This is a genomic window from Novosphingobium sp. FG90 (assembly GCF_057808725.1).
Window position 1 is genome coordinate 23,007 of record NZ_JBMDIO010000002.1, and the last position, 25,070, is coordinate 48,076.

Consider the following 25,070-nt stretch of genomic DNA (forward strand, 5'->3'; position numbering starts at 1 on the left):
AGCAGGTTTTTCAATCCCGCTCAGGCTGAGCTTGTCGAAGCCCCCGACGTCATACGCTGACAGGCTGGCCCCGGTGTCGTGCATTCCCTATAGGGGCGCCCAGAATCGCCGCCCCCATCGCGGCGCCGCAGGGATACGCACGCCATGAAGTTCTTCGCCGACACCGCCGAAATCGCCGACATCAAGGAACTGGCCGACACCGGCCTGCTCGACGGCGTCACCACCAACCCGTCGCTGATCGCCAAGTCGGGCCGTGATTTCATGGAAGTCACCGCCGAGATCTGCAAGCTGACTACCGGCCCCGTCAGCGCCGAAGTCGTCGCGCTCGATCACGCGGGGATGATGCGCGAGGCCGAAATCCTGCGCAAGATCGCCGACAACGTCTGCATCAAGGTGCCGCTCACCATCGACGGCCTCAAGACCTGCAAGGCGCTGACCGGCGAAGGCACCATGGTCAACGTGACGCTGTGCTTCTCGGCCAACCAGGCGCTGCTCGCCGCCAAGGCCGGCGCGACCTTCGTGTCGCCTTTCGTCGGCCGTCACGACGACAACGGCTTCGACGGCATGGCGCTGATCAGCGACATCCGCATCATCTACGACAACTACAACTTCGCGACCGAAATCCTGGTCGCCTCGGTACGCCACGGCATCCATGTCCTCGAAGCGGCCCGCATCGGCGCCGACGTGATGACCGCGCCGCCCGCCGTCATCAAGGGCCTGGTCAAGCATGTCCTGACCGACAAGGGCATCGAAGGCTTCATGGCCGACTGGGCGAAGACCGGCCAGTCGATCTGAGGTTGCGCTAGACACCCTTCGACAAGCTCAGGGTGAGCGGGGTTGGTGAAATAACTTCTCACTCCGCTCAGGCTGAGCTTGTCGAAGCCCCGGCGGCAAACACATTCCTCGTCATTGCTTCGCTACGCTCGCAATGACGAAATGCGCAGCCCCCTCTCACATCGCCCATTTGAGCCCGCCGCGCCAATGCGCTAGGCACCTCGGGCAATGTCCGACGAATCCCCAACCGATCGCTTCAAGTCCGTCCTCACCGGAGCCTCGCGCGCCATCGCGCAGGAGGCGGAGGTCGAAGTGAACTGGACCGCCGACGCGCCCAGTTCCACCGGCAACACCTTCCGCGTGCCGATGCCCGGCCGCAGCCTGCCGCGCGCCGCCGCGATGCAGGCGCGCGGCTTCGCCGACAGCTTCGCGCTCAAGCTGCGGCATCACGACGACAGGCTGCACATGCGCAATGCCCCGGCCGAGCCGACCGCGCGCGCCGCGTTCGATGCGGTGGAGACGGTGCGCTACGAGGCGCTGGGCGCCAATGCCTATGACGGCATGCGCGACAATCTCGATGCCGCGCTGCTGACGCGCATCACGTCCGATCCGATCGCCCGAGCCGACACGCCCGACGCCGTACCGGTCCCCGCAGCCCTTGCGCTGCTGCTGCGCGAGCGCCTGACCGGTCAGGAAATTCCCGAGATCGCGCGCCCCGGCGTCGACATGGTCCGCAAGTGGATCGAGCGCAAGGCGACCGCCGACTTCGATGCGCTGGCGAATTCGCTGCACGACCAGAAGGCGTTCCAGAGCCTGTCGCTCGACATGCTGCAGCACCTCGAACTCACCCGCGCGGAGGAAGTGCCGCAGGAACCCACCGACATGGAAGACATGGACGGCGAGGAGGAGACCGAGGAGCAGGAGGAAGGCGGCGAGCAGGGCCAGGACCAGCAGCCCGCCGAAATGGCCGCCGAACCCTCGCAGGGCGACGACGAGGGCGAGAGCGAGGCTGAAGGCGAAACCTCCGACGACATGGACGAAGGCGAAGAGGGCCAGGAAGGTGAGGAGGGCATGCTCCCCGTCCGCCCCAACCGCCCCTGGACCGACATTCCCGACAGCTTCGACTACAAGGAATACACCACCCAGTTCGACGAAGTCGTCGGCGCCTCGGACCTCTGTGACGAGGAGGAGCTGACCCGCCTGCGCGCCTATCTCGATGCGCAGCTCAAGGGCTTGCAGGGCGTGGTGACGCGCCTTGCCAACCGCCTGCAGCGCCGCCTGATGGCGCAGCAGAACCGCTCGTGGGACTTCGACCAGGAAGAAGGCCTGCTCGATGCGGCGCGCCTCGCCCGCGTGGTCGTTTCGCCGGGGCAGTCGCTGTCCTACAAGATCGAGCGGGACGTCGAATTCAAGGACACCGTCGTCACCCTGCTGCTCGACAATTCCGGTTCGATGCGCGGACGCCCGATCTCGATCGCGGCGATCAGCGCCGACGTGCTGGCGCGCACGCTGGAGCGCTGCGGCGTGAAGGTGGAGATCCTCGGCTTCACCACCCGCGCGTGGAAGGGCGGGCAGAGCCGCGAAAGCTGGCTGGCGAACGGCAAGCCCGCGCATCCGGGCCGCCTCAACGACTTGCGCCACATCGTCTACAAGAAGGCCGACGAGCCGTGGCGCCGCGCCAAGAAGAACCTCGGCCTGATGATGCGCGAGGGGCTTCTCAAGGAGAACATCGACGGCGAGGCGCTGCTCTGGGCGCACAATCGCATGCTGGCGCGTCAGGAAGACCGCCGCATCCTGATGGTGATCTCCGACGGCGCGCCGGTGGACGATTCGACCCTCTCGGTGAACTCGGCGGGCTATCTGGAAGCGCACCTGCGCCGCGTGATCGAATGGATCGAGAGCAAGTCCCCGGTGCAGCTTGTCGCGATCGGCATCGGCCACGACGTGACCCGCTACTACCGCCGCGCGGTGACGATCATGGATGCGGAACAGCTTGGCGGCACGATGATCGAGCAGCTCGCGGGGTTGTTCGAGGAAGAGTGAGGCGTTGACGGCGGCTTGACTGACGCGAGCCGCCGCCTATTCGGCAAGGCATGACCGACGCATCCCAGTTGACGCTGTTCAACAGCCTGACCCGCAAGCTCGAAACGTTCGAGCCCGTCCACCCGGGCGAGGCGCGGGTCTATACCTGCGGGCCGACGGTCTACAACTACCCGCATATCGGCAACATGCGCGCCTATGTTTTCGCGGACATTCTGGGCCGGACGCTGAGCCACAAGGGTTACAAGCTCACCCACGTCATCAACATCACCGACGTCGGCCACCTCACCGATGATGCCGATGCGGGCGAGGACAAGATGGAGAAGATGGCGCGGACTCAGTCCCAGTCCATATGGGACATCGCGGAGCATTACACGCAGGCGTATTGGGCCGACATCAAGGCGCTCAACATCCGCCAGCCGGCGAAGTGGTCGATCGCCACCGACTACGTGCCGCAAATGATCGAATTCGCCGAGAAGATCGCGCCAACACATTGTTATGAATTGGAAAGCGGCCTCTATTTCGACGTCTCCACCGTCGCCGATTACGGCCGACTCGCCCGCGCCGTCACGGACGAGGGGGAGGGGCGCATCGAGGCTGTCGAGGGCAAGCGCAACGCCGCCGACTTCGCGATCTGGCGCAAGACGCCTGCGGGCGAGAAGCGCCAGATGGAATGGGATTCACCCTGGGGCAAAGGCGCGCCGGGCTGGCATCTGGAATGCTCGGTAATGAGCGGCGACCTGCTTGGCTTCCCGTTCGACATCCACACTGGCGGCATCGACCACCGCGAAATCCATCACCCCAACGAGATCGCGCAGAACCAGGCCTTCTGCTGCACTAACGGCCTCGACGTACCCGCAAATTCCGGCGCTAAGATGTGGATGCACAACAATTTTCTTGTCGAACGTTCGGGCAAGATGAGCAAGTCCTCAGGTGAATTCCTGCGATTGCAACTGTTGATCGACAAGGGGTGCCACCCGCTCGGCTATCGCATGATGTGCCTGCAGGCGCATTACCGCAGCGAGCTGGAATTCAGCTGGGAGGGCCTTGCCGCCGCGCTGGTGCGCCTCAAGCGCATGATCATCGTTGCCGAGCGCCTGGCCGACGTGGAAGCGGGCGAACCCTCGCACCCCAAGCTCGCGCCGATGCTCGAAACGTTCGAGAAGGCGATCGGCGAGGACCTCAACACCGCGATCGCTCTGACCGCGCTGGAAGAGGTGCTGGCAGCCAAGAAGGTCGATGCCGCCGCCAAGCGCGCCGTGGTCGAGAAGATGGATGCGGTGCTCGGCCTCGACCTGTTTGGCACCTCGCGCGCCGACTTGCGGCTGCGTCCGAAGACCGCCGAGATCACCGAGGCGGAGATCGAGGGCGTCCTGGCCGCTCGCAAGCAGGCCCGCGCCGACAAGGATTTCGCCGCCTCCGACGCCCTGCGTGATGAACTCGTCGCCAAGGGTGTCGAAGTGATGGACGGCGATCCGCTCGGCTGGGAATGGAAGCTGGCCTGATTGTTGCCTTGAACGCAAGGGCGGATGCCAAAGCCGCCCTTGTCTTCGCGTGGCGATGCTCCGAGGCTGGCAAGCTATTGTAGTTGCCCGGATTCGGAAGTTGCCCATGACCGTCGCCCTGATCAATGCCAACTCGCGCCCATGGCTGGAGGGCAAGCTGCCCGAAGGCGTCGAACCGCTGTGGTTCGAGGATGCCGATCAACTCATGGCCCTTGCGCCGCGCGCCGAAGTGGCATGGCTCGACATGATCCCGCCGCCCAGGGCGCGCGAGGCGCTTCCCCTGATGACCGGCCTCAAGTGGTACTGCGCCATGTCCTCGGGCGTGGACTGGCTGCCGCTTGACCTTTTCCGGGAGCGCGGCGTCACGCTGACCAACGGTGCGGGCATCCATGCGCAGACGGTGTCCGAATACGCGCTCATGGGCATGCTGACGATGGCCAAGGGCTGGCGCGAAGTCGTGCGGGCGCAGGATCGCCGCGAATGGCTCCGCGAACCGCCGGGCAAGCGCGAGTTGCTGGGCAGCGAGGTGCTGGTGATCGGTGCGGGCGAGATCGGCGCGCGCATCGCCGAGATGCTGCGCGTATTCGGCGCCAAAGTCACCGCCGCGCGCCGCACGCCGGGCGAGGGTGAACTCGGGCAGGACGAGTGGCGGGGCGCGCTCGGCCGGTTCGACTGGGTAATCCTGATCGTCCCCTCCACTCCGCAGACCACCGGCATGTTCGGTGCGGAGCAGTTCGCGGCGATGAAGCCGGGCGCGATCCTGCTGAACTTCGCGCGCGGGACGGTAATCGACCAGGACGCGCTGCTTGCCGCGATCGATTCGGGGCATCTGGGCGGCGCGTTCCTCGACGTGACGACGCCCGAGCCGCTGCCCTCCGACCATCCGCTGTGGTCGCGCGAGAACGTGCATATCTCCATGCACTTGTCCGGCCGCGCGCAGGATGCGCTGTTCGCGCGCGGCTCTGCGCGGTTCCTCGACAACCTCGGGCGTTACCGGCGCGGAGAGCCGCTGGCGCATCAGGTCGATCTTGCGCAGGGTTACTAGCTCTGCTTGCCCGCGCCTGATATTTTCTACGGCGAGGCTGATTAATTCATCAGGGACGGTCCGGAGCCGAATCGCGTATCAGCCTCGATCAAGACGGCCGGGCATCAGGGACCGGCGGCAGGAAGAGGGAAAGCTGGATCATGGCCGAGAGCGACAAGCGCAAGGCATCGGACCTGTTCATCGAATGTCTCGAGCAGGAAGGCGTCGAGTACATCTTCGGCGTGCCGGGCGAGGAAAACCTCGATTTTCTGGATTCGCTGTCGCGCTCGAAGCAGATCAAACTGATCCTGACGCGGCACGAGCAGGGCGCGGGCTTCATGGCCGCTACTTACGGGCGCCACACGGGCAAGGCGGGTGTCTGCCTCTCGACGCTGGGGCCGGGCGCGACGAATTTCGTCACCGCCGCTGCGTATGCGACGCTGGGCGGGATGCCGATGCTGATGATCACCGGCCAGAAGCCGATCAAGAAATCGAAGCAGGGCCGCTTCCAGATTCTCGATGTCGTCTCGATGATGCAGCCGATTACCAAGTATGCGCACCAGATGGCGTCCTCGGACAATATCCCGAGCCGTGTGCGCGAAGCATTTCGCATCGCCGAGGAGGAAAAGCCCGGCGCGACGCATATCGAACTGCCGGAAGACATTGCCGACGAGCACACCGATTCGCGGCCCGTTCCGCGCTCGATCGTGCGGCGCCCGACTGCGGACGTGAAGTCGATTGCTCAGGCCGTCGATGCCCTGCAGACGGCGAAGCGCCCGGTTCTGGTGATCGGCGCAGGCGCGAACCGCAAGATGACCAGCAAGATGCTGGGCGAGTTCGTCGAGAAGACGGGCATCCCGTTCCTCACCACCCAGCTCGGCAAGGGCGTGATCGACGAGCGCCATCCCAAGTTTCTCGGCTGTGCAGCATTGTCCTCGGGCGACTTCGTGCACCGCGCGATCGAGGATGCCGACTGCATCGTCAACATCGGCCATGACGTGATCGAGAAGCCGCCGTTCTTCATGCACAATGACGGCACCCGCGATGACCGCATGGTCATCCACATCTCGACCAAGACGGCCGAAGTGGACCCGGTCTACTTCCCGCACATCGAAGTGATCGGCGATATCGCCAACGCCATGTGGCAGATCAAGGAGGCGATCACGCCTTCCTCCAAGTGGAACTTCGATTCGATGCTGCGCTTCCGCGCCGCCGAGGTCGAGCACACCGCGAAGCTGGCGGCGGACGAGCGCTTCCCGATCTTCCCGCCCCATGCCGTGCAGCAGGTGCGCGATGCGCTGCCCGATGATGCGATCGTCTGTCTCGACAACGGCGTCTACAAGCTGTGGTTCGCGCGCGGCTACTGCGCGGTCAAGCCCAACACGGTGCTGCTCGACAACGCGCTGGCGACGATGGGCGCGGGGCTGCCCTCGGCGATGGCGAGTGCGATGGTCTATCCCGAGCGCAAGGTCTTCGCCGTCTGCGGCGACGGCGGGTTCATGATGAACAGTCAGGAGATGGAGACTGCGGTTCGCCTCGGCCTCAACCTGACGGTGCTGATCCTGAATGATAACGCCTACGGCATGATCCGCTGGAAGCAGGCCAACATGGGCTTCGCGGACTTCGGGCTGAATTACGGCAATCCGGACTTCGTGCAGTATGCGCAGAGTTACGGCGCCAATGGCTATCGCGTGGAGAGCGCTGCGCACCTCAAGGAACTGCTCGCGCATTGCCGCGATACGCCCGGCGTGCACCTGATCGACTGCCCGGTCGATTATTCCGAGAACGACCGCATCCTGAATACCGAGATCAAGGAACTCTCGCGGGCGCTTTGAATGTACTCACCCTCCCTGTCGCGTAACGATGGGGAGATGGCAGTCGGGCAGCGACTGACGGAGGGGCTTTGAGCGCGCTACCCCTCCACCACCGACTGCATCGGCGGTCCCCCTCCCCATTGCTGCGCAACGGGGAGGAGTGGGGCTTCAGCAATCCACCAGCACCAGTGCTTCGACATGGATGACCATGTGCGGCGGGTCTTGCCGCTGTTCGGTCGACGCGACAGCGACATCGGCTACGAGATGGCGCGGGACAGTGAATTCGTGGTCGGGCAGGGCGGTGATGAAGGCTTCGCCCCGCGCCACCGCGTCTGCGCCTTCGAATGCCAGCGCGATGGTGTGCCGAGCGCCGGAGAACGTCGCGCTCGCCCAGTCCCGTTCGGAATGGCTCAGGAACTCCGCAGCGGGGCCGGCGAGACCGAGCACTTCGGACAGCAGGCGTAACCACGGACCGCGTGTCGGAGCCTTTGCAGGAACGAAAGACTGCTGCAGTTCCTGCATGAGTTCAGATTGCATGGCGGTTCTCCCCGGCGCCGGTAAGGTAGGTCTGCATGAACCGCTCGACTCGCGCGGCGGTGTCGCCGCGCGGCACCCGGCCATTGCGCAGGTCCGCCACGAAGCGCGGGTCCTGCGCGGCAAGGCGGCCGAATCTGGTCCAGGGCATGTCGGTCTTGCGTAGAAAGCGCTCGATATCGCGCAGGAGCATCCGGTCTGGTCCTTTCGTGTAGGAATTCGCTTGATGTTTTTATTTTGTTCCGTTCTAAATCCTACATGTCTAGGAAATTTCCTACGGATACGGATTACAAAATGGTAAGTGACCCGACCCGTCTGCGCCTGCTGGAACTCGCCGAGGAGCGGCGCGTGAGCTTGTCCCGGCTCTCGGCCATGCTGGGCAAAAATCCTGCATATCTGCAGCAATTCATCCGCAAGGGCAGCCCGCGCAAGCTGGAGGAGCATGATCGGGGGATGCTTGCACGGTTCTTCGGAGTGAACGAGGCGGAACTGGGACAATCGAAGGAAATTTCCTACGCCATTCCGGAGCAATCCCGCCGACGCAGCTGGATCGACGTTCCGCGCCTGGCGCTGGGGGCATCGGCAGGGCCGGGGACGACGGCCGAAAGGGAGCAGGTGGTGGACACCATCCGCTTCTCCGGGCGCTGGCTGCGGTCGATGGGCCTGCAGCCGGAAAATCTCTCCACGATCGTGGTGAGCGGCGATTCGATGGAGCCGACGCTTCGGGACGGCGATGAAATCCTTGTCGATCGCACGATCCGCGCCTTGCGAGACGGCATTCACGTCGTTCGGCTGGGCGACAGCCTGCTGGTGAAGCGCATCGACGTCTCGCGGTCGGGGCTGGTCGTCCTGATCAGCGACAATCACGCCTATCCGCCGGTCGAATGCGGTGCCCGCGACGTCGAGGTTATCGGGCGGGTGGTCTGGAAAGGCGGGCGCATCTAGCCCGGTTGCATTCGCGACGCTCTGCGGCCATTTCCAAGGGCATGACGCAAGGTACCGAACAACAGATGCGCGTGGGGATCATTCCCGTCACGCAGCTCCAGCAGAACTGCTCGCTCCTGTGGTGCACCGCCACGATGAAGGGCGCGCTGGTCGATCCCGGCGGTGACCTGCACAAGCTGAAGCAGGCGCTGGAGAAGACCGGCGTGACGCTCGAGAAGATCCTCGTCACGCACGGCCATCTCGACCACTGCGGGCAGGCCGGCGTGCTGGCCAGGGAACTTGGCGTGCCGATAGAGGGGCCGCAGGAGGAAGACCGCTTCTGGATCGCGCAGCTCGATGAAGACGGTCCGCGCTGGAACATGGAAGCGCACACCTTCGAGCCGGACCGCTGGCTCGAAGACGGCGACAAGGTCACTGTGGGCGAACTGGAACTCGACGTCGTTCATTGCCCGGGGCACACGCCCGGCCACGTCATCTTCCATCACGAGCCCAGCAAGTTCGCCATGGTCGGCGACGTATTGTTCCAGAACGGCATTGGCCGCTGGGACTTCCCGCGCGGCAATCTCGACGATCTGCTGCACTCGATCACGCAGAAGCTCTGGCCGCTTGGGGACGACGTCACTTTCGTCCCCGGCCATGGTCCGGTGAGCACGTTCGGGCAGGAGCGCCTGACGAATCCCTACGTCAGCGACGAGGCGATCAACCGCGGGCTACCTGCCTAGCATCGCCCGGTCGCGATCAGTACCGCCATCACCGCGAGTCCCAGCAACGTCAGCACCGAGATAATGAATCCTGCAGCGCGCAGGGGAGATTTCTCGGCCTTGTCCATGCCGATGCCGTGAGCGATACGCGCGAGCAGATAGACCGCGCCGACGATCGCAAGCCATTGTCCACCCTTGCCCGAAAGCTCGATAGCGGCAACCAGCATCAGTACGAAAGGCGCGCTCTCGCCATAGTTCGCCTGGGCACGCATACGGCGCAGAAGCAGGGGATTCTCGCCGTCTCCGTGCCACACCTTCGCCGCCATGCGCGCCTTGCCGGTACGCACCGCCAGCCAGAAGGCGACGACGGCTGCTGCGGCGGACATGCTGAGGGTGGTCTGCAGAATCATATAGGCGTACTCCCGATTGGTGACGGCTTGATGGTGGAGGGAGTAACGGGTTGCAACTCGCGTGAAATGGGTTATAGGCGCGCCTTCGCAAGCCGCCGTGTCCCTACCCGGTCACCGGCGGCCTTTTTGACAGACACGTATTTGCAGGAACAGGTGCCGAAATGGCTGTCCCTAAAAGAAAGACTTCGCCCTCCCGCCGGGGCATGCGCCGCAGCCATGACGCGCTGAAGGTTGAAGCATTCCACGAATGCGGCAACTGCGGCGAACTGAAGCGCCCGCACAACCTGTGCAATTCTTGCGGCCACTACAACGGTCGTGAAATCGTCGCGGTCGAAGTCTAAGACTTAGATCCTACGACGTATTTCGGAGAAAGCCCCATGAGTTTGCCGCGTATCGCTATTGATGCGATGGGCGGCGACGAGGGCGTGCGCGTCATGATCGAAGGCGCCGCGCTTGCGCGCCGCCGTCATGACCGTTTCAAGTTCCTGCTCGTCGGTGACGAGGTGCGGATCAAGGCCGCTCTCGAGAATCATCCGAACTTGCGGGCCAGCTCCGAAATCCTGCACACCGATGGCGTGATCAGCGGTGAGGACAAGCCCAGCCAGGCGCTTCGTCGGGCCAAGGGCACGTCCATGGGGCGCGCGATCGAAGCGGTGAAGCTCGGCCATGCCGGAGCGGCCGTCAGCGGCGGCAATACCGGCGCGCTGATGGCGATCTCCAAGCTGACGCTGCGCACGATGCCCGGCATCGATCGTCCCGCACTGGCGGCCCTGCTGCCGACGCTGGGCGACAACGATGTCATCATGCTGGACCTCGGTGCCAATACCGAGTGCGACAGCCGCAACCTGGTCCAGTTCGCGATCATGGGCGCGGCTTATTCGCGCGTGGCCACTGGCCGCGCCGAACCGCGTGTGCGTCTGCTCAACATCGGCACCGAAGAAACCAAGGGCACCGAGGAACTGCGCGATGCAGCCGCCGTGCTCAAGGGCGCGGCCGAAAACCTTGCGATGTCCTTCGACGGCTTCACCGAGGCGGACAAGATCTGCCGCGGCGACGTCGATGTGGTCGTGACCGACGGTTTTACCGGCAACGTCGCCCTAAAAGCGGTGGAAGGCACGGCCCGCTTCGTCGCGGACCTGCTGCGCCGCGGCTTCAGCAGTTCGCTGCGTTCGAAGATCGGTTTCCTGATCTCGAAGCCGGCGACCGATTTGCTCAAGCACCACCTCGATCCCAACAATCACAATGGCGCGGTCTTCCTTGGCCTCAACGGCATTGTCGTGAAGAGCCACGGCAGCGCCAATGCTGCAGGCGTGGCCAATGCCGTGGCGGTCACCGCCCGGCTCCTGGAGGAAAACGTGACCGAGCGTATCTCTGCCGACCTAGCCCGTCTGGGAGGGTCGACCTGGCGCATGCCTAAGGGCCTGACCGGCGTACAGGAAGAGCGCGCCTGATGATTCGGTCGGTACTGATCGGAACTGGCTCCGCGCTGCCGCGCAATGCCGTCAGCAATGCCGAGCTGGCAGAGCGGGTCGATACCAGCGACGAATGGATCGTCGAACGTACCGGCATCTCCAACCGTCACATCGCCGAAGCCGACGAGACGACGTCCAGCCTCGCCACCGAAGCAGGACGCAAGGCGATCGAAGCTGCGGGCATCGATGCCGACTCGATCGACCTGATCGTGCTGGCGACGGCGACGCCCGACCAGACATTCCCCGCAAGCGCCACCATCGTCCAGAAGCAGCTTGGCTGCCGTGCGGGCGGAATCGCCTTCGACGTCGCGGCGGTGTGCTCGGGCTTCCTTTACGCCGTGGGCGTGGCCGATTCGATGCTGCGTACAGGCATGGCCAGGCGCGCGCTGGTCATCGGCGCGGAGACTTTCAGCCGCATTCTCGACTGGGAAGATCGCACGACTTGCGTGCTGTTCGGCGACGGCGCGGGCGCGGTCGTACTGGAGGCGCAAGAACAGGTGGGGGAAACTCCCCGGGGAATCCTGGCGACCCGGCTTCATGCAGACGGCACACACAACCAGTTGCTCTTCGTCGACGGTGGTCCGTCGACCACGGGAACGGTCGGCAAACTGCGCATGAAGGGTCGTGAGGTCTTCCGTCACGCCGTTGTGAATCTCGCCGAGGTTCTGCGCGAAGTGATTGAAGAGGCTGGTCTTTCCACGTCGGACATCGACTGGCTGGTGCCGCATCAGGCCAATGCCCGCATCCTTGATGCGACGGCAAAGAAGCTCGACCTGGCGCCTGAAAAGGTGGTCATGACGGTGGGCCAGCATGCCAACACTTCTGCTGCCTCGGTGCCACTCGCGCTCGATGTTGCTGTGCGTGACGGGCGTATCAAGCAGGGCGATCTGGTCATGCTGGAGGCCATGGGTGGCGGATTTACGTGGGGTGCGAGCCTAATTCGCGTCTGACGGACGACTGCTCCGCTCCGGTTGCGTTCAATATTGGACGCACCGTTGATTTCTTCCCTGTTTCTAATATTATCCGCTCCATTGGCGCACTATGGGGATGCGGGATTGATGCGCTCTACGGATACTTTGACCAGGGCTGAAATCGCGGAGGCCATTCATCGCAAGCTGGGCATATCCCGTGCGGAGTCGCTTGCCATGGTGGAAGCGATCCTGCAGCACATGTGCACGGCCCTCAGCGACGGCGAGAACGTCAAAATCTCGGGCTTCGGCACGTTTCTGCTGCGCGACAAGGGTGAGCGCATCGGTCGCAATCCCAAGACGGGCGTGGAAGTGCCGATCACGCCCCGGCGCGTCATGACTTTTCGCGCCAGTCAGATGCTGAAGGACCGTATCGCCGCAGATTGACGGAAAAGCTCCGTCGGGAAAAGGCAGGTATGGACGTTTCAGGACCCGGTGCGCCCGCAAAGGCGACGCTTTTCGAGGATGGCCCGTTGTTCGACGATGGGAAGGAGCCTCAGGCGCTGCGGACTATAGGCGAGGTGGCCAAGGCTCTCGCGATCCGTCCTCATGTCCTTCGCTATTGGGAAGAGCAGTTCGCGTCGCTCCAGCCGATCAAGCGCAGCGGGAACCGGCGATACTATCGTCCGGAAGACGTGGCGCTGATCCGCGAGATCGATCGCCTGGTTCATCGCGAAGGGTATACCTTGCGAGGGGCCGCCAAAGCGATAAGCGAGAAGTCGCCTTCCGAAATGCAAAGTAATCCGGCGCCGGAAATCAGCGCTGGGGCAGAGGCGCCCGACGATAATTTCTTCCATAGACTTTTGCAGATACGCGAGGAACTGGCTCACGCTCTGGCGCGCGCCTGAGAGCTATCTATCGCGCAGCACTTCCAGGACCTGCGCGAAGAACCAGTCCTGTGCATCCGGCTCGACGTAGCTGTGACTGGCGACGGCGCAGACCCGGATACGGTCGTCCGCCTTGTCCCAGCGCGACAGGAAAGCGAGTCCGGTGCGATCGCGCCCAGCAACCAGGAAACGGACCGGGCCTGCGAAACCGGCGATGCCCCGGGCCATTTCGACAGCAAGGCCGGTTGGGGTCGAAGGCGCAGGTCGGGCGGCGGCAACGAGACTGCGCGCCAGCTTGACCAGGGACACCTTGCCGGTCAGCAGGCGCCTGATTGCTGCGGGGTCGGCGAGCCGTCGCCGGTAGTGATCGCGTACCATCTCGGCAGGGGCTTCTTCTTTGCAGTCCTCGATGGTCCACGGATTAGACAGCACCAGCGCGTCAAGCCCGGCGCCTTTTGCAAGCATAAGCGCACTGGCGGCGTCGCAGTTACCGAGGCCGATGACACGCCGGACCTGAGATGCCTGAGCGCGCAAGATTTCCAGTGCGGCAGTGATGTCGGCAGCGCTTTTCCGAAAGCCCAGGTTTTCCCCTTCGCTGTCACCGACGCCGCGCCGGTCGAAGCGCAGAACGGGAAATCCCTGCGCGGCGATACGGGCGGCGAAGCGAGCCTGCCCGTTCCATGCGCCCGCTCGCACTTCATTGCCGCCTGAGACCAGCAGAAGCGCAGAGGCCTCCGGCGCATCGTCCAAGGTAGCCGCGAGGCGATTGCCGGAGCAGTCGAAAGTCAGGTGTCGCCGGGTCATTGCCGCAGCGCGCCTGCGAGGATCGCTGCCAGCGCATCGGCCTGGGCCGGGTTCTCGTCGGGCTCCGCGCGCAACCACAGACCGCTGCCGCCGATTTCGTCCTGACTGATGATGATGGCGGTTTCATCCGCTATCATCGGCTCGAAATGACGGTAAAAATCGGCGCCAAGTTCATATCCTGCAAGGGTTATCCCCTGCATAGATGCATTTTCGGCAAGCGCCTCGCGGTTTTCTTCCTGGCCGGCTTCCCGCGACGACAGGATACGTGCGCGCATCATCTGCCGCAGTATCGCCGCGGCCTTGACAGGCGCATAGTGGAAGGCGGGAAAAGGCTTGGGCGTAAAGAGGCAACCGCCGCGAATGCCCAGCACATGCGTTGCGCCGAAGAACCGCGCGGCAGCGGTCATCGCATCCAGCCAGTCGGCCGGTTCCTGGATGTGCAGGGGCTGCAGGCTCTCGTTGCAGCCCGGCAGATCGGGCAGGAAACAGTCGATCCCGGTGGCGTTCAGTCGCCGCATGACCTCCACGGCAAAGCGGCGCAGCTTGTTGCCTTCATCGAAGAGGGCCGGGACGATCAGCAGGCGACGCCTGCGATCCGCATCGCAGGACAGTGCGAATTCCTCGCTGGTTCCGCCGCCGGGCAGCGGGCAGGGCCAGCTTGCCGGAACCATCAGGCGCCGCGCTTCGCCTCTACGAAAGTGAGCAGACCGCCGTAAGTCTCCAGCATCTCGCCTTCGATTTCGTCGTCCTCGATGATGATGTCGAGGCGATCCTCAAGTTCGGTCAGCAGCCCGGCCACAGCCATTGAATCCAGCTCGGGAAGGTGCCCGAACAGGCCCGTGTCATCATCGAACGCATCGGCCTGACCCGGCTTGAGCCCAAGCACATCCGTCAGGATGCGGCGCAGCAGCAGGTCGGTTTGGTCTGGCATGGCCCCTCGGCAATCTGTCATTCTTGACGGCGCCCTCTAGCCGCGCTTCGCACTTGCGGCAAGTGAGCGCAGACCGATCCTGCCAAGAGAAGCCCAATTGCGCGGATCGAAGGGGCGGAACATGTCGAGCCGGTAGCGGGGGCGCTGGGTTTCCATCCAGTCCTGCTTGTAGGGATCGTCGCCGGTGCCGAAATCGACGAGGCCCACGTGGTCGATCGCGATCACATGGCGCATCAGCGCGGCCGTCAGCACGGAGCCGGGAGAAAGCGGTTTTGCGGCCTCCCGGTGGGCGAGCTTGTGGATGAACGCGGTGCCGCCTTCCACCGTCCACATCTGAGCTGCAATAGCGGGGCTTTCGGGCGCATCGGCAGCGTGGGCCAGGGCAAGGCGCAGGCGACCGGCTGCGCCTTCGGCTTCGGCAAAAGCGCGCAGGAATGCGGGCGAGCCTTCCTCGGGCTTCCAGCTCTCGGCGTAGATTGCCTCGTACTGGTTCCAGGCTTCCGCGTCGAAGCGGGTGAGCACCCGGGTCGTGACCTTGCCTGACTTGCGCTTGAGGGTCGTGCGCAGCTTTCCAGGGCGGTCCGCGAGATAGTCATCGAAGCTGCGGCCCATGACTGGAAGCACCCGGTTGGTGTCGCAGATTTCGTTTCGGACCAGCCATCCGGCCGCCCTGAATGCACAAGAGAGAGCGGACATGCTCCCGTCCTCTTCCGGCAATCCGTGAAGCGTCACGCGATGCGCCCGGCGGGCCAGATCGCGGGCCAGGGCTTGCAGGGGAGCTTCGCCGCTGAGGATCGGTCGGAACCGGAAAGTGTACCAGTTCGCCAACGCCGAAAGCTGGCCGCCGCGCCTGCAGAGCGGCAGAATCGCCACGCCATCGGCCGATTTCGCCACCGCAAGTATCGGCAGGATGCCGCAGAAGTCGACAAGATCCTGCCACCAGGCCAGCCGATCGAATGGTGCATGCTGCTGCGCGTCGGAGAGCAGCCACGCAAGCGCTTCATCCGATTGCACTTCCTTAAGATCGGAGTGATAGTCGATCTGCAACCTTGCCACGTACCCCTTGCGGAGCCTTTCCTTTTCATGTCCGGCCCAACAACGCTCGGCACAACGTCTGATCCCGTGTCCGATAGCGCCGAAAATCCGATCCTGCCGCTCGATCACCTCGCACTGCGGGGAGCCGATTCGGATGACGCGCTGGTTTTGCGCGAAGGCGTGCTTAGCTGGAAGGATTTAAGAAGGCGTGTCTCCCGTCTCGCCGCCTGGCTGGCTCGTGAAGTTCCCGAGCGAGGCGCGCGGGTGGCGACGTGGGCGGCCAAAGGGGAGCTTACCTGCCTAATGCCGCTGGCGGCGGCTCGGGCGGGGCTGGTGCATGTTCCGGTCAATCCGCTGCTCAAACATGCGCAGGTCGCGCATATCCTTTCGGACAGCGGTGCCGTGCTGTTGATCGGAACGCCGACCCGGCTCAACACGCTGGAAGCTAACGACGTTCCCGCGCATTGTCGGCAGTTGGGGGAGGCAGAGGCACTTTCGACCGCGGCCGAACTCGACGGGGACATGCTGCCTTCCGAGGCCGATCCCGATGACCTGGCGGCCATCTTATACACCAGCGGATCCACGGGGCGTCCGAAGGGGGTCATGCTGAGCCACGCGAACATGTGGCTCGGGGCCGAAAGTGTTGCTGACTATCTCGGTCTCGCGCGGGACGATCGGACGCTGGCGGTGCTGCCGCTGTCGTTCGACTATGGGCAGAACCAGTTGCTCTCGACGTGGTATGTGGGGGGCTGCGTGATCCCGCTCGACTACCTGATGCCGCGCGATCTGGTGAAGGCGGTCGAGAAACATGGCATCACAACACTGGCCGCTGTGCCCCCGCTCTGGGTGCAGGTCACCGAGATGGACTGGCCGGCGCAAACGGCATCGCGCCTGAGACGCCTGACCAACAGCGGCGGGGCTTTGACCGTGGACCTCGTCAGGCGGCTCAGGGCGCTGTTCCCTCAGGCCCGACTGTTCCCGATGTACGGCCTCACCGAAGCGTTCCGTTCGACGTATCTGGACCCCGATCTCGTCGATACGCACCCCACATCCATGGGTAAGGCCATTCCCCACGCCGAGATACTTGTTATCAATGACTTGGGCGATATATCTGAGGATGGGGAAGAGGGAGAACTGGTCCATTGCGGGCCACTGGTGGGGCAAGGGTACTGGCAGGATCCCGGCCGGACCGCCGAGCGCTACAAGCCAGCGCCTGCCGCCTCGCGATATGGCGGAATCGCCGTCTGGTCGGGGGACCGGGTGAGGCGTGAGGCGGACGGTCTGCTGTATTTCGTCGGTCGCCGCGATGCGATGATCAAGAGCGCAGGCAATCGCATTTCCCCTCAGGAGGTCGAGGAAGCCGCGCTCGCAACCGGGCTCGTCGCCGAGGCGGTCGCCTTGGGCGTGCCGGATGAGCGACTAGGGCAGGCCGTGCATCTGGTGGTGAGGGCGGCGTCCGAAATTTCAGATGCAGTCGAAGAACTGCCACGTAAACTTATGCAGGAACTTCCAAACTTCATGCAACCGAAAGTCATTCACTGGCGCGAGACGATGCCGGTCAGCCCGAATGGAAAGCTCGATCGTACCGGTCTTGCCGCCGAGATCGCGCGTGGGATCGTCGCATGAAGGCGCTGGGACCGATCCCCGGAGGATACGAAGCTATCAACGGCGCGCTTGCCGTAGGCGGTCGATCCGTCACCCATTGGGTCCAGGAGGCCGGATCGACACCGTTGTTCCTTTATAGCGGCGACCTTGTCCGTCGACGTGTGGCCGCATTGCGCTCGGCGCTGCCCGGGCGTGTTGCCCTGCATTACGCGGTCAAGGCCAACCCGTTCCGGCCCCTGCTGGCGCTGATGGCGGGGCTGGTCGACGGGTTCGACATCGCTTCGGGAGGAGAGCTTGAAATCGTCCGCGATGCGGGCCTGCCCCTGCGCGACGTGAGCTTCGCCGGGCCGGGCAAGCGCGACGCCGAATTGGAAGCTGCGATCGTCGCCGCCGTGACGCTCAATCTGGAGTCCGAGGGTGAAGCAGCCCGCGCCATCGCCATCGGCGACCGGCTGGGGATTGCTCCGCGCCTTGCCATCCGTGTCAATCCGGACTTCGACCTCAAGGGGTCCGGGATGAAGATGGGCGGCGGCGCCAAGCCGTTCGGCGTGGATGCAGAACGGGTACCGGCGCTGGTGCGCGAAGTCGTCGCCAGCGGCGCCGAGTGGCACGGATTTCACATTTTCGCAGGAAGTCAGGCGCTCGACGCCGAGGCGATCGCCGAGACGCAAGGGCAGGCGCTGGCGCTGGCTGCAAGGCTGGCGAAGGACAGCGGAACGGCGCTGCCGCATTGCAATCTGGGCGGCGGGCTGGGCATCCCGTACTTCCCGGGCGACACCCCGCTCGACCTTTCGCTGGTCGGCGAGCGGCTGGCCGCCAGTCTGGACGCGCTGCCGGAGGTGCTGCGCGATACACAGTTCTGCATCGAACTCGGCCGCTATCTCGTTGGCGAGGCGGGCGTCTACATTGCGCGCGTCGTCGATCGCAAGATCAGCCATGGCGAAGTCTTCCTCGTCACCGATGGCGGGCTGCATCACCAGCTGGCGGCTTCGGGCAATTTCGGGACCGTCGTGCGGCGCAATTACCCTTCGGCGATCGCCACCCGCTTCGGTGCCGAAGTGGAGGAGGAAGCCTCGATCGTGGGATGCCTCTGCACGCCGCTCGATAAACTGGCCGACAAGGGCGGTTTCCCTCGCGCCGATGTGGACGACCTGATCGCGGTGTTCTGCGCCGGGGCCTATGGCGCCAGCGCCAGCCCGGCGCATTTCCTGGGGCAAGGGCCGGCGAAGGAAATGCTGGTCTGATCGTGCGTTAACCCTCGCGCGATACTCGCGTCCCGATTTGGGACCACCGCGGAATTAGCCTTGCAAGGCTAACGCAATATTCACCGTTTGCACCGATACGGGGGCTGAATTCTGCCAAGCCTGACCTGCGAGCATGCCGCGTAGGGACAGGCCGGGCGCAAGACGAGGATTGTTCATGGTGCATCTTCCAGCCCGACTTCTGGCCGCTACCGCGCTTGCCAGCGTCGCCCTGACCGGATGCGCCGGCTCCGGCGGGCCTGCCAGGGAACTGCCGCCCGCATCCTTCGTATCGATGCAGGAAGGGCCGGGCGAGGAATACATCATCGGCCCGCTCGACCAGTTGACCGTCTTCGTGTGGCGCAATCCGGAACTGGGTGCGAAAGTCCAGGTCCGCCCCGACGGCCGCATCACCACGCCGCTGATCACCGACATGCCGGCCGTGGGCAAGACGCCCTCGATGCTGGCCGAGGACATCCGGCTGCAGTTGTCGCAGTATATCGAGGATCCGCTGGTTTCGGTCATCGTCGACGGGTTTTCCGGCACGTTCAGCCAGCAGATCCGTATCGTCGGCGCCACCGGAAAACCGGCCTCGATCCCGTATCGCGCCAACATGACGGTGCTCGACGCGATGATCGCGGTGGGGGGGCTCTCCGAATATGCTTCGGGCAACAGCGCGCGCCTGATCCGCTTCGACAAGACGGCGGGCAAGCAGCAGGAATACAAGCTGCGCCTCGGCGACCTGCTCAGGAAGGGGGACAGCAAGGCGAACGTCATGCTCGCGCCCGGCGACGTGATCATCATCCCGGAAAGCATGTTCTAAGATGGATTCGCTCTACGAAGAACTGCTCGCCGGGTTGCACAGCATCTGGCACCGCCGCTGGATCGCGCTTGCCGTTGCCTGGGCGATCTGTCTGGCAGGCTGGCTGGTCGTTGCGCTGATCCCGAACAGCTACGAATCGCGCGCGCGCATCTTCATCCAGCTCGACGACGCACTGGCCGAACAGGTCGGCATCGGCGTGGCCGACAAGAAGCGCGATATCGAGCGTATCCGCCAGACCCTGACGAGCGCCGTGAATCTCGAAAAGGTCGTCCGTGCCACCCGTCTGGGCGATACCATCGAGAACCCCAAGGCAATGGAAGCTGCGGTTCTCAAGCTGGGCAAGAACGTCAAGGTGGTGAGCCAGGAGGACAACCTCTTCGAGATCACCGCGACCGCCAACGACAGTTCCTTCTCCGATGCCGAGAACGCCAAGCTGGCCCAGAGCGTCGCACAGAAGCTGATCGACATCTTCCGTGAGGAGAACCTCTCCGGCGATCGCGGAGACATGGTCGAGACGCTGGAATTCGTGAACCAGCAACTGCGGGCACGCGAACGCGAACTCGAATCGGCCGAAACCAAGCGGACTGCCTTCGAAGCGCAGCATCCGGAAATGGCGCTCGGCGGCGCGGCCGTGGCGCAGCGCCTGGAGACTTCGCGCGCCACGCTGCGTGACATAGAGGCCGACCTTTCGGCTGCGCAGAGTGCGCTGGCGGCGATCGACGGGCAGCTCGCTGGCACGCCGCGCACGATCGCGGGCGGCGCGGCGGATGGCGGGGCGCAGTCCTCGCTGGCGCGCGCACAGGCCGATCTCGCGGCGATGCGGGCGCGTGGCCTCACCGAGAATCACCCCGACGTGATCGCGGCCAAGAACCAGGTCGCTGCTTTGCGCGCTCCGGCTGCGCAGGAAGCGGCGAGCGGTGGCGGCACGATCAATCCGGCCTATTCCTCGCTCCAGTCGATCCGCGCCGAGCGGCAGGCGAGCGTACAGGCGCTGCAGTCGCGCAAGGCGGCCACGCAGTCTGATCTGGCCTCGCTGACTGCCTCTGCCATCTCCGATCCCGAACTCGCGACCGAGGCGCAGCGCATCAACCGCGACTACGACGTGCTTCGCCAGCAGTACGACAAGCTCCTGCAGGACCGCGAGGAACTGCGCCTGCGCGGCGAGGTGAAGACCGAGCGCGAAGCGGTGAAGTTCCAGGTCGTCGATCCGCCGACGAGCCCGCGCACGCCGGTCGCTCCGAACCGTCCGGTACTTCTGCTGGGCGTGCTGATCGTGGGCTTCGCGGGCGGATGCGCCGCAGCTTTCGCGCTGAGCCGGGTGCGCTCGGTCTTCGCCACCACTGCGGGGCTGGAGAAGGCGACCGGCCTGCCGGTGCTGGGCGCGATCTCGCAGAGCCTGACGGACCGGGCGCGGGCGCTGAGGGCCAAGCGGCTCAAGTATTTCTATGCCGGGACGGCCGCGCTCTGCGGGCTGTTCGTGGTGCTGCTCGCCGCCGAGTTCATCCAGCGCGGCATGGTGGCGTAAGGGGACTGACATGACCGATCATCGCAAGATCCCCGTGCCCAACCAGCCCGACGAACCGGAAGGCGAATCGCTGTTCGAGCGTGCCAATGGTCGCTTCGACTTCAATACGCTGATCGCGAAGCCGGTGGCATTTCCGGAACGGCCTGCGAGGCGCGCGCCTGCAAGGCCGGAGCCTGCGGCTGTTCCCGCTCGTCCGGCGCCTGCACCAGAAGCCGTTGTTCCCGCTCCGGCTCCTCAGCCTGTCGTGGAACCGGCGCCCGAGCCTGCGCGCTTCAACGATACCGCGCATCCCGTCGATCGCGAGCATCTGCGCGAGCAGGGGCTGATCGTGCCCGAAGGCACCGTCACCGAACTTCTCGAAGAGTTCCGCATCGTCAAGCGTCAGCTGCTGGTCCAGGCCGTTGACCTGCGGCGCCAGAAGGCCGGGCCGATGGCGCAGCGGGTACTGATATCCTCGCCGCATCCGGGTGAGGGCAAGACCTATTGTGCACTCAACCTCGCGCTGTCGATTGCGGCGGAGAAGGAGAGCGAGGTCCTGCTCGTCGATGCCGACTTCGCCAAGCCTTCGGTGCTTTCTGCGCTTGGCCTGCCCGGCGGTCCAGGACTGATGGATGCGTTGATGGACGAGTCGATCGACCCGGCTGACTGCGTGCTGGGTACGGACATTCCCGGACTTTGGGTAATGCCCGCCGGCGATACTACCGCGCATGACAGTGAATACCTGTCCAGCTCGCGCACCGCGCGCATTCTCGACCGGCTGACGCAGGGTGCGCCGAACCGGATGGTGATCTTCGATTCGCCCCCCGCGCTGGCGGCATCCCCGGCGGCGGAGCTTGCCAAGTATGTCGGCCAGACGGTCGTGATCGTGCGTGCGGACAAGACCGGGCGCGGCGCGCTCGACGATGCGATCTCTCTGCTGGGAGCGTGCCCCAACGTCCAGCTGCTGCTCAATGCGGCCCAGTTCAGCCCAAGCGGTCGCCGCTTCGGCTCCTATTACGGATACAAGGGATGACCCGCATGAAGCAGGCATCGGGCATGGCCGCGCTGGCGGCGCTCGCCTTTGCGCTGCCGGTGGCTCATGCTCAGTCGACTGGCTACGGTGGCGGCATGGGTAGCGCCGGTTCCGGAATGGGCGGGGACGGCGCGTCCGATGCAGCCCCCGGCAAGTCCGACCGCGCTTCAATTCGCGATGCGAAGGGCCAGGGGCAGGGCGGCAAGCGCATCGACATCGCGCCCTACATCGAAGTCGACCAGATCGTCACTGCCGAGATTTCGCCGGGCGACGACGTGCTGACCTATACCCAGGTTGCGGTCGGCGTGGATGCCTCGATCCAGGGACGCAATAACGGCGCTTCGGCATCGGTGCGCTATCAGCGCCAGTTCGGCTGGGGCAGGAAGGCGGGCGACGGCGACGCGATCAGCGGCGTCGTGCGCGGCTATGCCACTGTCGTCCCCGGCGTGACGATCGAGGCCGGTGCGCTCGCATCGCAGGTCAACGTCGAAAACGGTGGATCGGCGCTGGCAGCCGGACCGCTTTCGGGCAATGGCAAGTCGACGGTCTATTCGGTCTATGGCGGACCTTCCGTGACCCGGCGAATCGGCGATCTCGACGTGGGCGCCAACTACCGCGCCGGCTTCACTAAGGTCGAGCAGTCGAACGCTTCGCGCGATCTCCAGACCGGCGCTGCGGCCGATGTCTTCGACAAGAGCGTCGTCCAGTCGGCGGACGTGCAGGCGGGTTTCGCGCCCGACACGGTGCTGCCGGTGGGCGTGGGCGTTGGCGGCAGCTTCTATCAGGAGGACATCTCCAACCTCGACCAGCGTGCCCGCGACATGCAGGCCCGCGCGATGGTCACCGTGCCTGTGAGCCGGACCGTGCAGGTGGTCGGGGCGATCGGCTACGAGGATGTCGAGATTTCCAGCCGCGACGCCGTGCGCGATGCGAACGGCCTGCCGGTGGTCGGATCCGATGGCCGCTATGTCACCGACAAATCCTCGCCGCGTGAGATGGCCTATGACGTCAGCGGCCTCATCTGGGACGCCGCCGTCATGTGGCGTCCGAGCCGCCGCACTTCATTATCGGCGCATATCGGCCGCCGCTACGGCTCGACCAGCTTCGGCGGCACGCTGGCCTATGCGCCGAGCGACCGCAGCCAGTTCAATATCGCGGTCTACGACAATGTCTCGGGCTTCGGCGGACAGGTCAACCGCGCGCTCGACCAGTTGCCGGATGACTTCGAGGTCGTGCGCGACCCCATCACCGGCGAACTGCGCGGCTGCGTCGCCTCGCTGGAGGGTGGCAACTGCCTGTCCGGGGTGCTTGGCTCGGTCCGCTCGTCCACTTTCCGGGCGCGGGGCGTGGCGGCGAACTACTCGATGAAGTTCGGCCGTCTGAGCGCAGGGATCGGCGCAGGCTACGACCGCCGCAAGTACATCGCCGCGCGAAACACCGTCCTCGCCTCTGCCAATGGCGTGCTGGACGAGAACTGGTGGCTGGCGGCCTATGTCGGCGGTGATCTGGGCCGCGACGCGGGCTGGTCGGCCAACGTCTATGCCAACTGGATCAGCAGCAACGATCCGCTGACCGGGGACGTCGCCGGCTACGGCGCTTCGGCCAGCTACTACAAGATGTTTGCGCCGCGTCTGCGTGGTACGCTCGCTGTCGGCATCGACGGGGCGAAGTACGATACCCCCTCCATCGACGACCTGTGGACCGCCTCGGCGCTCGCGGGTCTGCGCTATACCTTCTGAGGAGAGAAACCCGATGTTCGACGACTTCTACGGGCTCGACGCCAGGCCTTTCCAGCTGACCCCCGACCCGGCGTTCTATTTCGAGAGCAGCACGCACAGGAAGGCACTGTCCTACCTTGGCTACGGCCTCGCGCAGGGCGAGGGCTTCGTGGTCATCACCGGCGAGGTCGGTGCGGGCAAATCCACGCTCGTCGCCTACCTGATGGCGACCATCGACCCGGCGCGCATGACTGCCGCCAACGTGGTGACCAGCGCGCTCGACGGCGAGGAGATCGTCCACGTCGTCGCGCAGTCGTTCGGGCTGCCGGTGCAGGGCCATGACAAGGCATCCGCACTCGGCACGCTGGAGGCGTTCTTCCACGAGGAAGCGCGCGCAGGACGCCGCTGCCTGCTGATTGTTGACGAGGCGCAGAACCTCTCGGTCAGCGCGCTGGAGGAGCTGCGCATGCTCTCCAACTTCCAGCTGGGTTCGCACCCGCTGCTGCAGACGCTGCTGCTCGGCCAGCCCGAGTTTCGCGAGACGCTTCTGGAGAGCAGCCAGCTCGAACAGTTGCGCCAGCGCGTGATCGCCACGCATCACCTCGGCCCGATGCACGTGCGCGAGGTCCAGCCTTACGTCGAACACCGCCTCGGTTGCGTCGGCTGGAAGGGCAACCCGAGCTTCGATGCGGCGCTGTTCCCGGCCATCCACGAGGCGACCGGGGGCATTCCGCGCCGTATCAACCAGATCGTCAACCGTCTGCTTCTGCTGGGCGCGGTGGACCGCCGCGAGCATCTCGATGCATCCATGCTTGAGCAGGTGCTCGACGAGATGAACGATGATGGCGCGCTGGCGGTTGTCACCAAGGTCGCGGAGCCTGAAGTTGCGGTGCCGCAGCCGTTGGTCGCCGAGGCTTTTGCGAGTGCACCGGCGCAGGCGATCGATACCTCTGCTGTCATGGCACTGATCGAGTCGGCACTGGCCGATCGCGAAGCATTGGATACGGCGGGTGCGACCGCGCTCATCGAAACGGCGCTCGCCAATCGTCAGCATCTCGACGAGGCCGGTGCCAATGCGCTGATCGAGGCAGCCTTGACCGGGCGTGATGCGCAGATCGGCGAATTGCACTCGGCGATCGCGGAACTCTCGGCTGCCGCCGAAGAGCGCGAAGCCTCGGCACGACAAGCACAGGGCGAGCAGTTCGCGACATTGGAGCAGCAACTGGCGGACGCCATCGCCCGCTCTGACAAGCTGGAGTCCCGCCTTGGCGAGACCGAGCGGACGCTGCGCCACACGCTCACCATGCTGATCGAGTGGATCGAGAGCGGCGACGGCCAGCGTCAGGTCGCCTGAAGGGACGT

At 64.8% G+C, this 25,070-nt stretch carries 26 protein-coding genes; 19 read left to right on the forward strand and 7 right to left on the reverse strand.

Going from position 1 to position 25,070, the window contains the following annotated elements; genetic code table 11:
- Window positions 1-144 precede the first annotated feature (144 nt).
- The 5 genes from fsa to ACODRZ_RS01755 all read left to right on the forward strand — a co-directional run bounded on the left by fsa (window position 145) and on the right by ACODRZ_RS01755 (window position 7,178).
- Complete coding sequence (gene fsa, locus ACODRZ_RS01735; RefSeq protein ID WP_330701896.1) at window positions 145-795, forward strand: fructose-6-phosphate aldolase; 651 nt, start codon at window positions 145-147, stop codon at window positions 793-795.
- Between the two features lie 207 nt (window positions 796-1,002).
- A complete protein-coding gene (gene cobT / locus ACODRZ_RS01740; protein ID WP_488970885.1) occupies window positions 1,003-2,817 on the forward strand; it encodes a cobaltochelatase subunit CobT in 1,815 nt (604 codons plus the stop codon).
- Window positions 2,818-2,867: 50 nt separating this feature from the next.
- Entirely contained in the window at window positions 2,868-4,319 is a 1,452-nt protein-coding gene (gene cysS, locus ACODRZ_RS01745; protein WP_488970884.1) for a cysteine--tRNA ligase, read from the forward strand.
- 106 nt (window positions 4,320-4,425) lie between these two features.
- The gene (locus tag ACODRZ_RS01750; RefSeq protein WP_488970883.1) at window positions 4,426-5,364 is read left to right on the forward strand and encodes a D-2-hydroxyacid dehydrogenase; all 939 of its coding nucleotides are present in this window, start codon (window positions 4,426-4,428) and stop codon (window positions 5,362-5,364) included.
- 140 nt (window positions 5,365-5,504) lie between these two features.
- A complete protein-coding gene (locus ACODRZ_RS01755) occupies window positions 5,505-7,178 on the forward strand; it encodes an acetolactate synthase large subunit (protein WP_488970882.1) in 1,674 nt (557 codons plus the stop codon).
- A 147-nt stretch (window positions 7,179-7,325) separates the two neighbouring features.
- Here ACODRZ_RS01755 and ACODRZ_RS01760 read toward each other — a convergent pair whose 3' ends face one another.
- Both ACODRZ_RS01760 and ACODRZ_RS01765 read right to left on the reverse strand, forming a co-directional pair.
- Entirely contained in the window at window positions 7,326-7,694 is a 369-nt protein-coding gene (locus tag ACODRZ_RS01760; RefSeq protein ID WP_488970881.1) for a hypothetical protein, read from the reverse strand.
- Entirely contained in the window at window positions 7,684-7,884 is a 201-nt protein-coding gene (locus ACODRZ_RS01765; RefSeq protein ID WP_488970880.1) for a hypothetical protein, read from the reverse strand. Before ACODRZ_RS01765 ends, ACODRZ_RS01760 begins: the two co-directional genes overlap by 11 nt.
- A 101-nt stretch (window positions 7,885-7,985) precedes the next feature.
- Between ACODRZ_RS01765 and ACODRZ_RS01770 the strand changes: the two genes are divergently transcribed.
- Complete coding sequence (locus ACODRZ_RS01770; RefSeq protein ID WP_488970879.1) at window positions 7,986-8,636, forward strand: S24 family peptidase; 651 nt, start codon at window positions 7,986-7,988, stop codon at window positions 8,634-8,636.
- Between the two features lie 65 nt (window positions 8,637-8,701).
- Window positions 8,702-9,358 (forward strand): MBL fold metallo-hydrolase, encoded by a 657-nt coding sequence (locus ACODRZ_RS01775; RefSeq protein WP_488986164.1) that lies wholly within the window; start codon window positions 8,702-8,704, stop codon window positions 9,356-9,358.
- Here ACODRZ_RS01775 and ACODRZ_RS01780 read toward each other — a convergent pair.
- Window positions 9,355-9,747 (reverse strand): MAPEG family protein, encoded by a 393-nt coding sequence (locus ACODRZ_RS01780; RefSeq protein WP_488970877.1) that lies wholly within the window; start codon window positions 9,745-9,747, stop codon window positions 9,355-9,357. The genes ACODRZ_RS01775 and ACODRZ_RS01780 overlap by 4 nt on opposite strands.
- Window positions 9,748-9,908: 161 nt before the next feature.
- Between ACODRZ_RS01780 and rpmF the strand changes: the two genes are divergently transcribed.
- The 5 genes from rpmF to ACODRZ_RS01805 all read left to right on the forward strand — a co-directional run bounded on the left by rpmF (window position 9,909) and on the right by ACODRZ_RS01805 (window position 13,035).
- Window positions 9,909-10,088 (forward strand): 50S ribosomal protein L32, encoded by a 180-nt coding sequence (gene rpmF / locus ACODRZ_RS01785; protein WP_008829420.1) that lies wholly within the window; start codon window positions 9,909-9,911, stop codon window positions 10,086-10,088.
- 36 nt (window positions 10,089-10,124) lie between these two features.
- Window positions 10,125-11,198: a phosphate acyltransferase PlsX gene (plsX, locus tag ACODRZ_RS01790; RefSeq protein ID WP_008829421.1), complete on the forward strand. Its 1,074-nt coding sequence runs from the start codon at window positions 10,125-10,127 to the stop codon at window positions 11,196-11,198.
- The gene (locus tag ACODRZ_RS01795; RefSeq protein ID WP_488970876.1) at window positions 11,198-12,169 is read left to right on the forward strand and encodes a beta-ketoacyl-ACP synthase III; all 972 of its coding nucleotides are present in this window, start codon (window positions 11,198-11,200) and stop codon (window positions 12,167-12,169) included. Before plsX ends, ACODRZ_RS01795 begins: the two co-directional genes overlap by 1 nt.
- A gap of 108 nt (window positions 12,170-12,277) precedes the next feature.
- On the forward strand, window positions 12,278-12,574 hold the full coding sequence (locus ACODRZ_RS01800) for an integration host factor subunit alpha (RefSeq protein WP_488970905.1): 297 nt from the start codon (window positions 12,278-12,280) through the stop codon (window positions 12,572-12,574).
- 29 nt (window positions 12,575-12,603) lie between these two features.
- A complete protein-coding gene (locus tag ACODRZ_RS01805) occupies window positions 12,604-13,035 on the forward strand; it encodes a MerR family transcriptional regulator (RefSeq protein WP_488970904.1) in 432 nt (143 codons plus the stop codon).
- Between the two features lie 3 nt (window positions 13,036-13,038).
- On the opposite strand, the gene ACODRZ_RS01810 is transcribed toward ACODRZ_RS01805, so the two are convergent.
- The 4 genes from ACODRZ_RS01810 to ACODRZ_RS01825 are packed head-to-tail and all read right to left on the reverse strand — an operon-like array spanning window position 13,039 to window position 15,805.
- Window positions 13,039-13,818 (reverse strand): hydrolase 1, exosortase A system-associated, encoded by a 780-nt coding sequence (locus ACODRZ_RS01810; protein WP_488970875.1) that lies wholly within the window; start codon window positions 13,816-13,818, stop codon window positions 13,039-13,041.
- The gene (locus ACODRZ_RS01815) at window positions 13,815-14,489 is read right to left on the reverse strand and encodes an alpha/beta hydrolase family protein (protein ID WP_488986159.1); all 675 of its coding nucleotides are present in this window, start codon (window positions 14,487-14,489) and stop codon (window positions 13,815-13,817) included. Before ACODRZ_RS01815 ends, ACODRZ_RS01810 begins: the two co-directional genes overlap by 4 nt.
- Entirely contained in the window at window positions 14,489-14,749 is a 261-nt protein-coding gene (locus ACODRZ_RS01820) for a phosphopantetheine-binding protein (RefSeq protein ID WP_488970873.1), read from the reverse strand. The genes ACODRZ_RS01815 and ACODRZ_RS01820 overlap by 1 nt, the downstream gene beginning before the upstream one ends.
- Before the next feature lie 36 nt (window positions 14,750-14,785).
- A complete protein-coding gene (locus ACODRZ_RS01825) occupies window positions 14,786-15,805 on the reverse strand; it encodes a GNAT family N-acetyltransferase (protein WP_488970872.1) in 1,020 nt (339 codons plus the stop codon).
- Between the two features lie 27 nt (window positions 15,806-15,832).
- Here ACODRZ_RS01825 and ACODRZ_RS01830 point away from each other — a divergent pair, with 27 nt between their 5' ends.
- The 7 genes from ACODRZ_RS01830 (at window position 15,833) to ACODRZ_RS01860 (ending at window position 25,062) form a co-directional block, all read left to right on the forward strand.
- Window positions 15,833-17,410 carry an acyl-CoA ligase (AMP-forming), exosortase A system-associated gene (locus ACODRZ_RS01830; RefSeq protein ID WP_488970871.1) on the forward strand — a complete coding sequence of 526 codons (1,578 nt, stop codon included), beginning with the start codon at window positions 15,833-15,835 and terminating at the stop codon, window positions 17,408-17,410.
- Window positions 17,407-18,633 (forward strand): pyridoxal-dependent decarboxylase, exosortase A system-associated, encoded by a 1,227-nt coding sequence (locus tag ACODRZ_RS01835; RefSeq protein ID WP_488970870.1) that lies wholly within the window; start codon window positions 17,407-17,409, stop codon window positions 18,631-18,633. The genes ACODRZ_RS01830 and ACODRZ_RS01835 overlap by 4 nt, the downstream gene beginning before the upstream one ends.
- A gap of 175 nt (window positions 18,634-18,808) precedes the next feature.
- Window positions 18,809-19,453 (forward strand): XrtA/PEP-CTERM system exopolysaccharide export protein, encoded by a 645-nt coding sequence (locus ACODRZ_RS01840; protein ID WP_488970869.1) that lies wholly within the window; start codon window positions 18,809-18,811, stop codon window positions 19,451-19,453.
- A 1-nt stretch (window position 19,454) separates the two neighbouring features.
- The gene (locus ACODRZ_RS01845) at window positions 19,455-20,978 is read left to right on the forward strand and encodes an XrtA system polysaccharide chain length determinant (protein ID WP_488970868.1); all 1,524 of its coding nucleotides are present in this window, start codon (window positions 19,455-19,457) and stop codon (window positions 20,976-20,978) included.
- 10 nt (window positions 20,979-20,988) lie between these two features.
- Window positions 20,989-21,990, forward strand: coding sequence for a P-loop NTPase family protein (locus tag ACODRZ_RS01850; protein WP_488970867.1), 1,002 nt, complete (start codon window positions 20,989-20,991; stop codon window positions 21,988-21,990).
- Complete coding sequence (locus tag ACODRZ_RS01855) at window positions 21,987-23,729, forward strand: preprotein translocase subunit YajC (protein WP_488970866.1); 1,743 nt, start codon at window positions 21,987-21,989, stop codon at window positions 23,727-23,729. The genes ACODRZ_RS01850 and ACODRZ_RS01855 overlap by 4 nt, the downstream gene beginning before the upstream one ends.
- 13 nt (window positions 23,730-23,742) lie before the next feature.
- On the forward strand, window positions 23,743-25,062 hold the full coding sequence (locus ACODRZ_RS01860; protein ID WP_488970865.1) for an XrtA/PEP-CTERM system-associated ATPase: 1,320 nt from the start codon (window positions 23,743-23,745) through the stop codon (window positions 25,060-25,062).
- Window positions 25,063-25,070 lie beyond the last annotated feature (8 nt).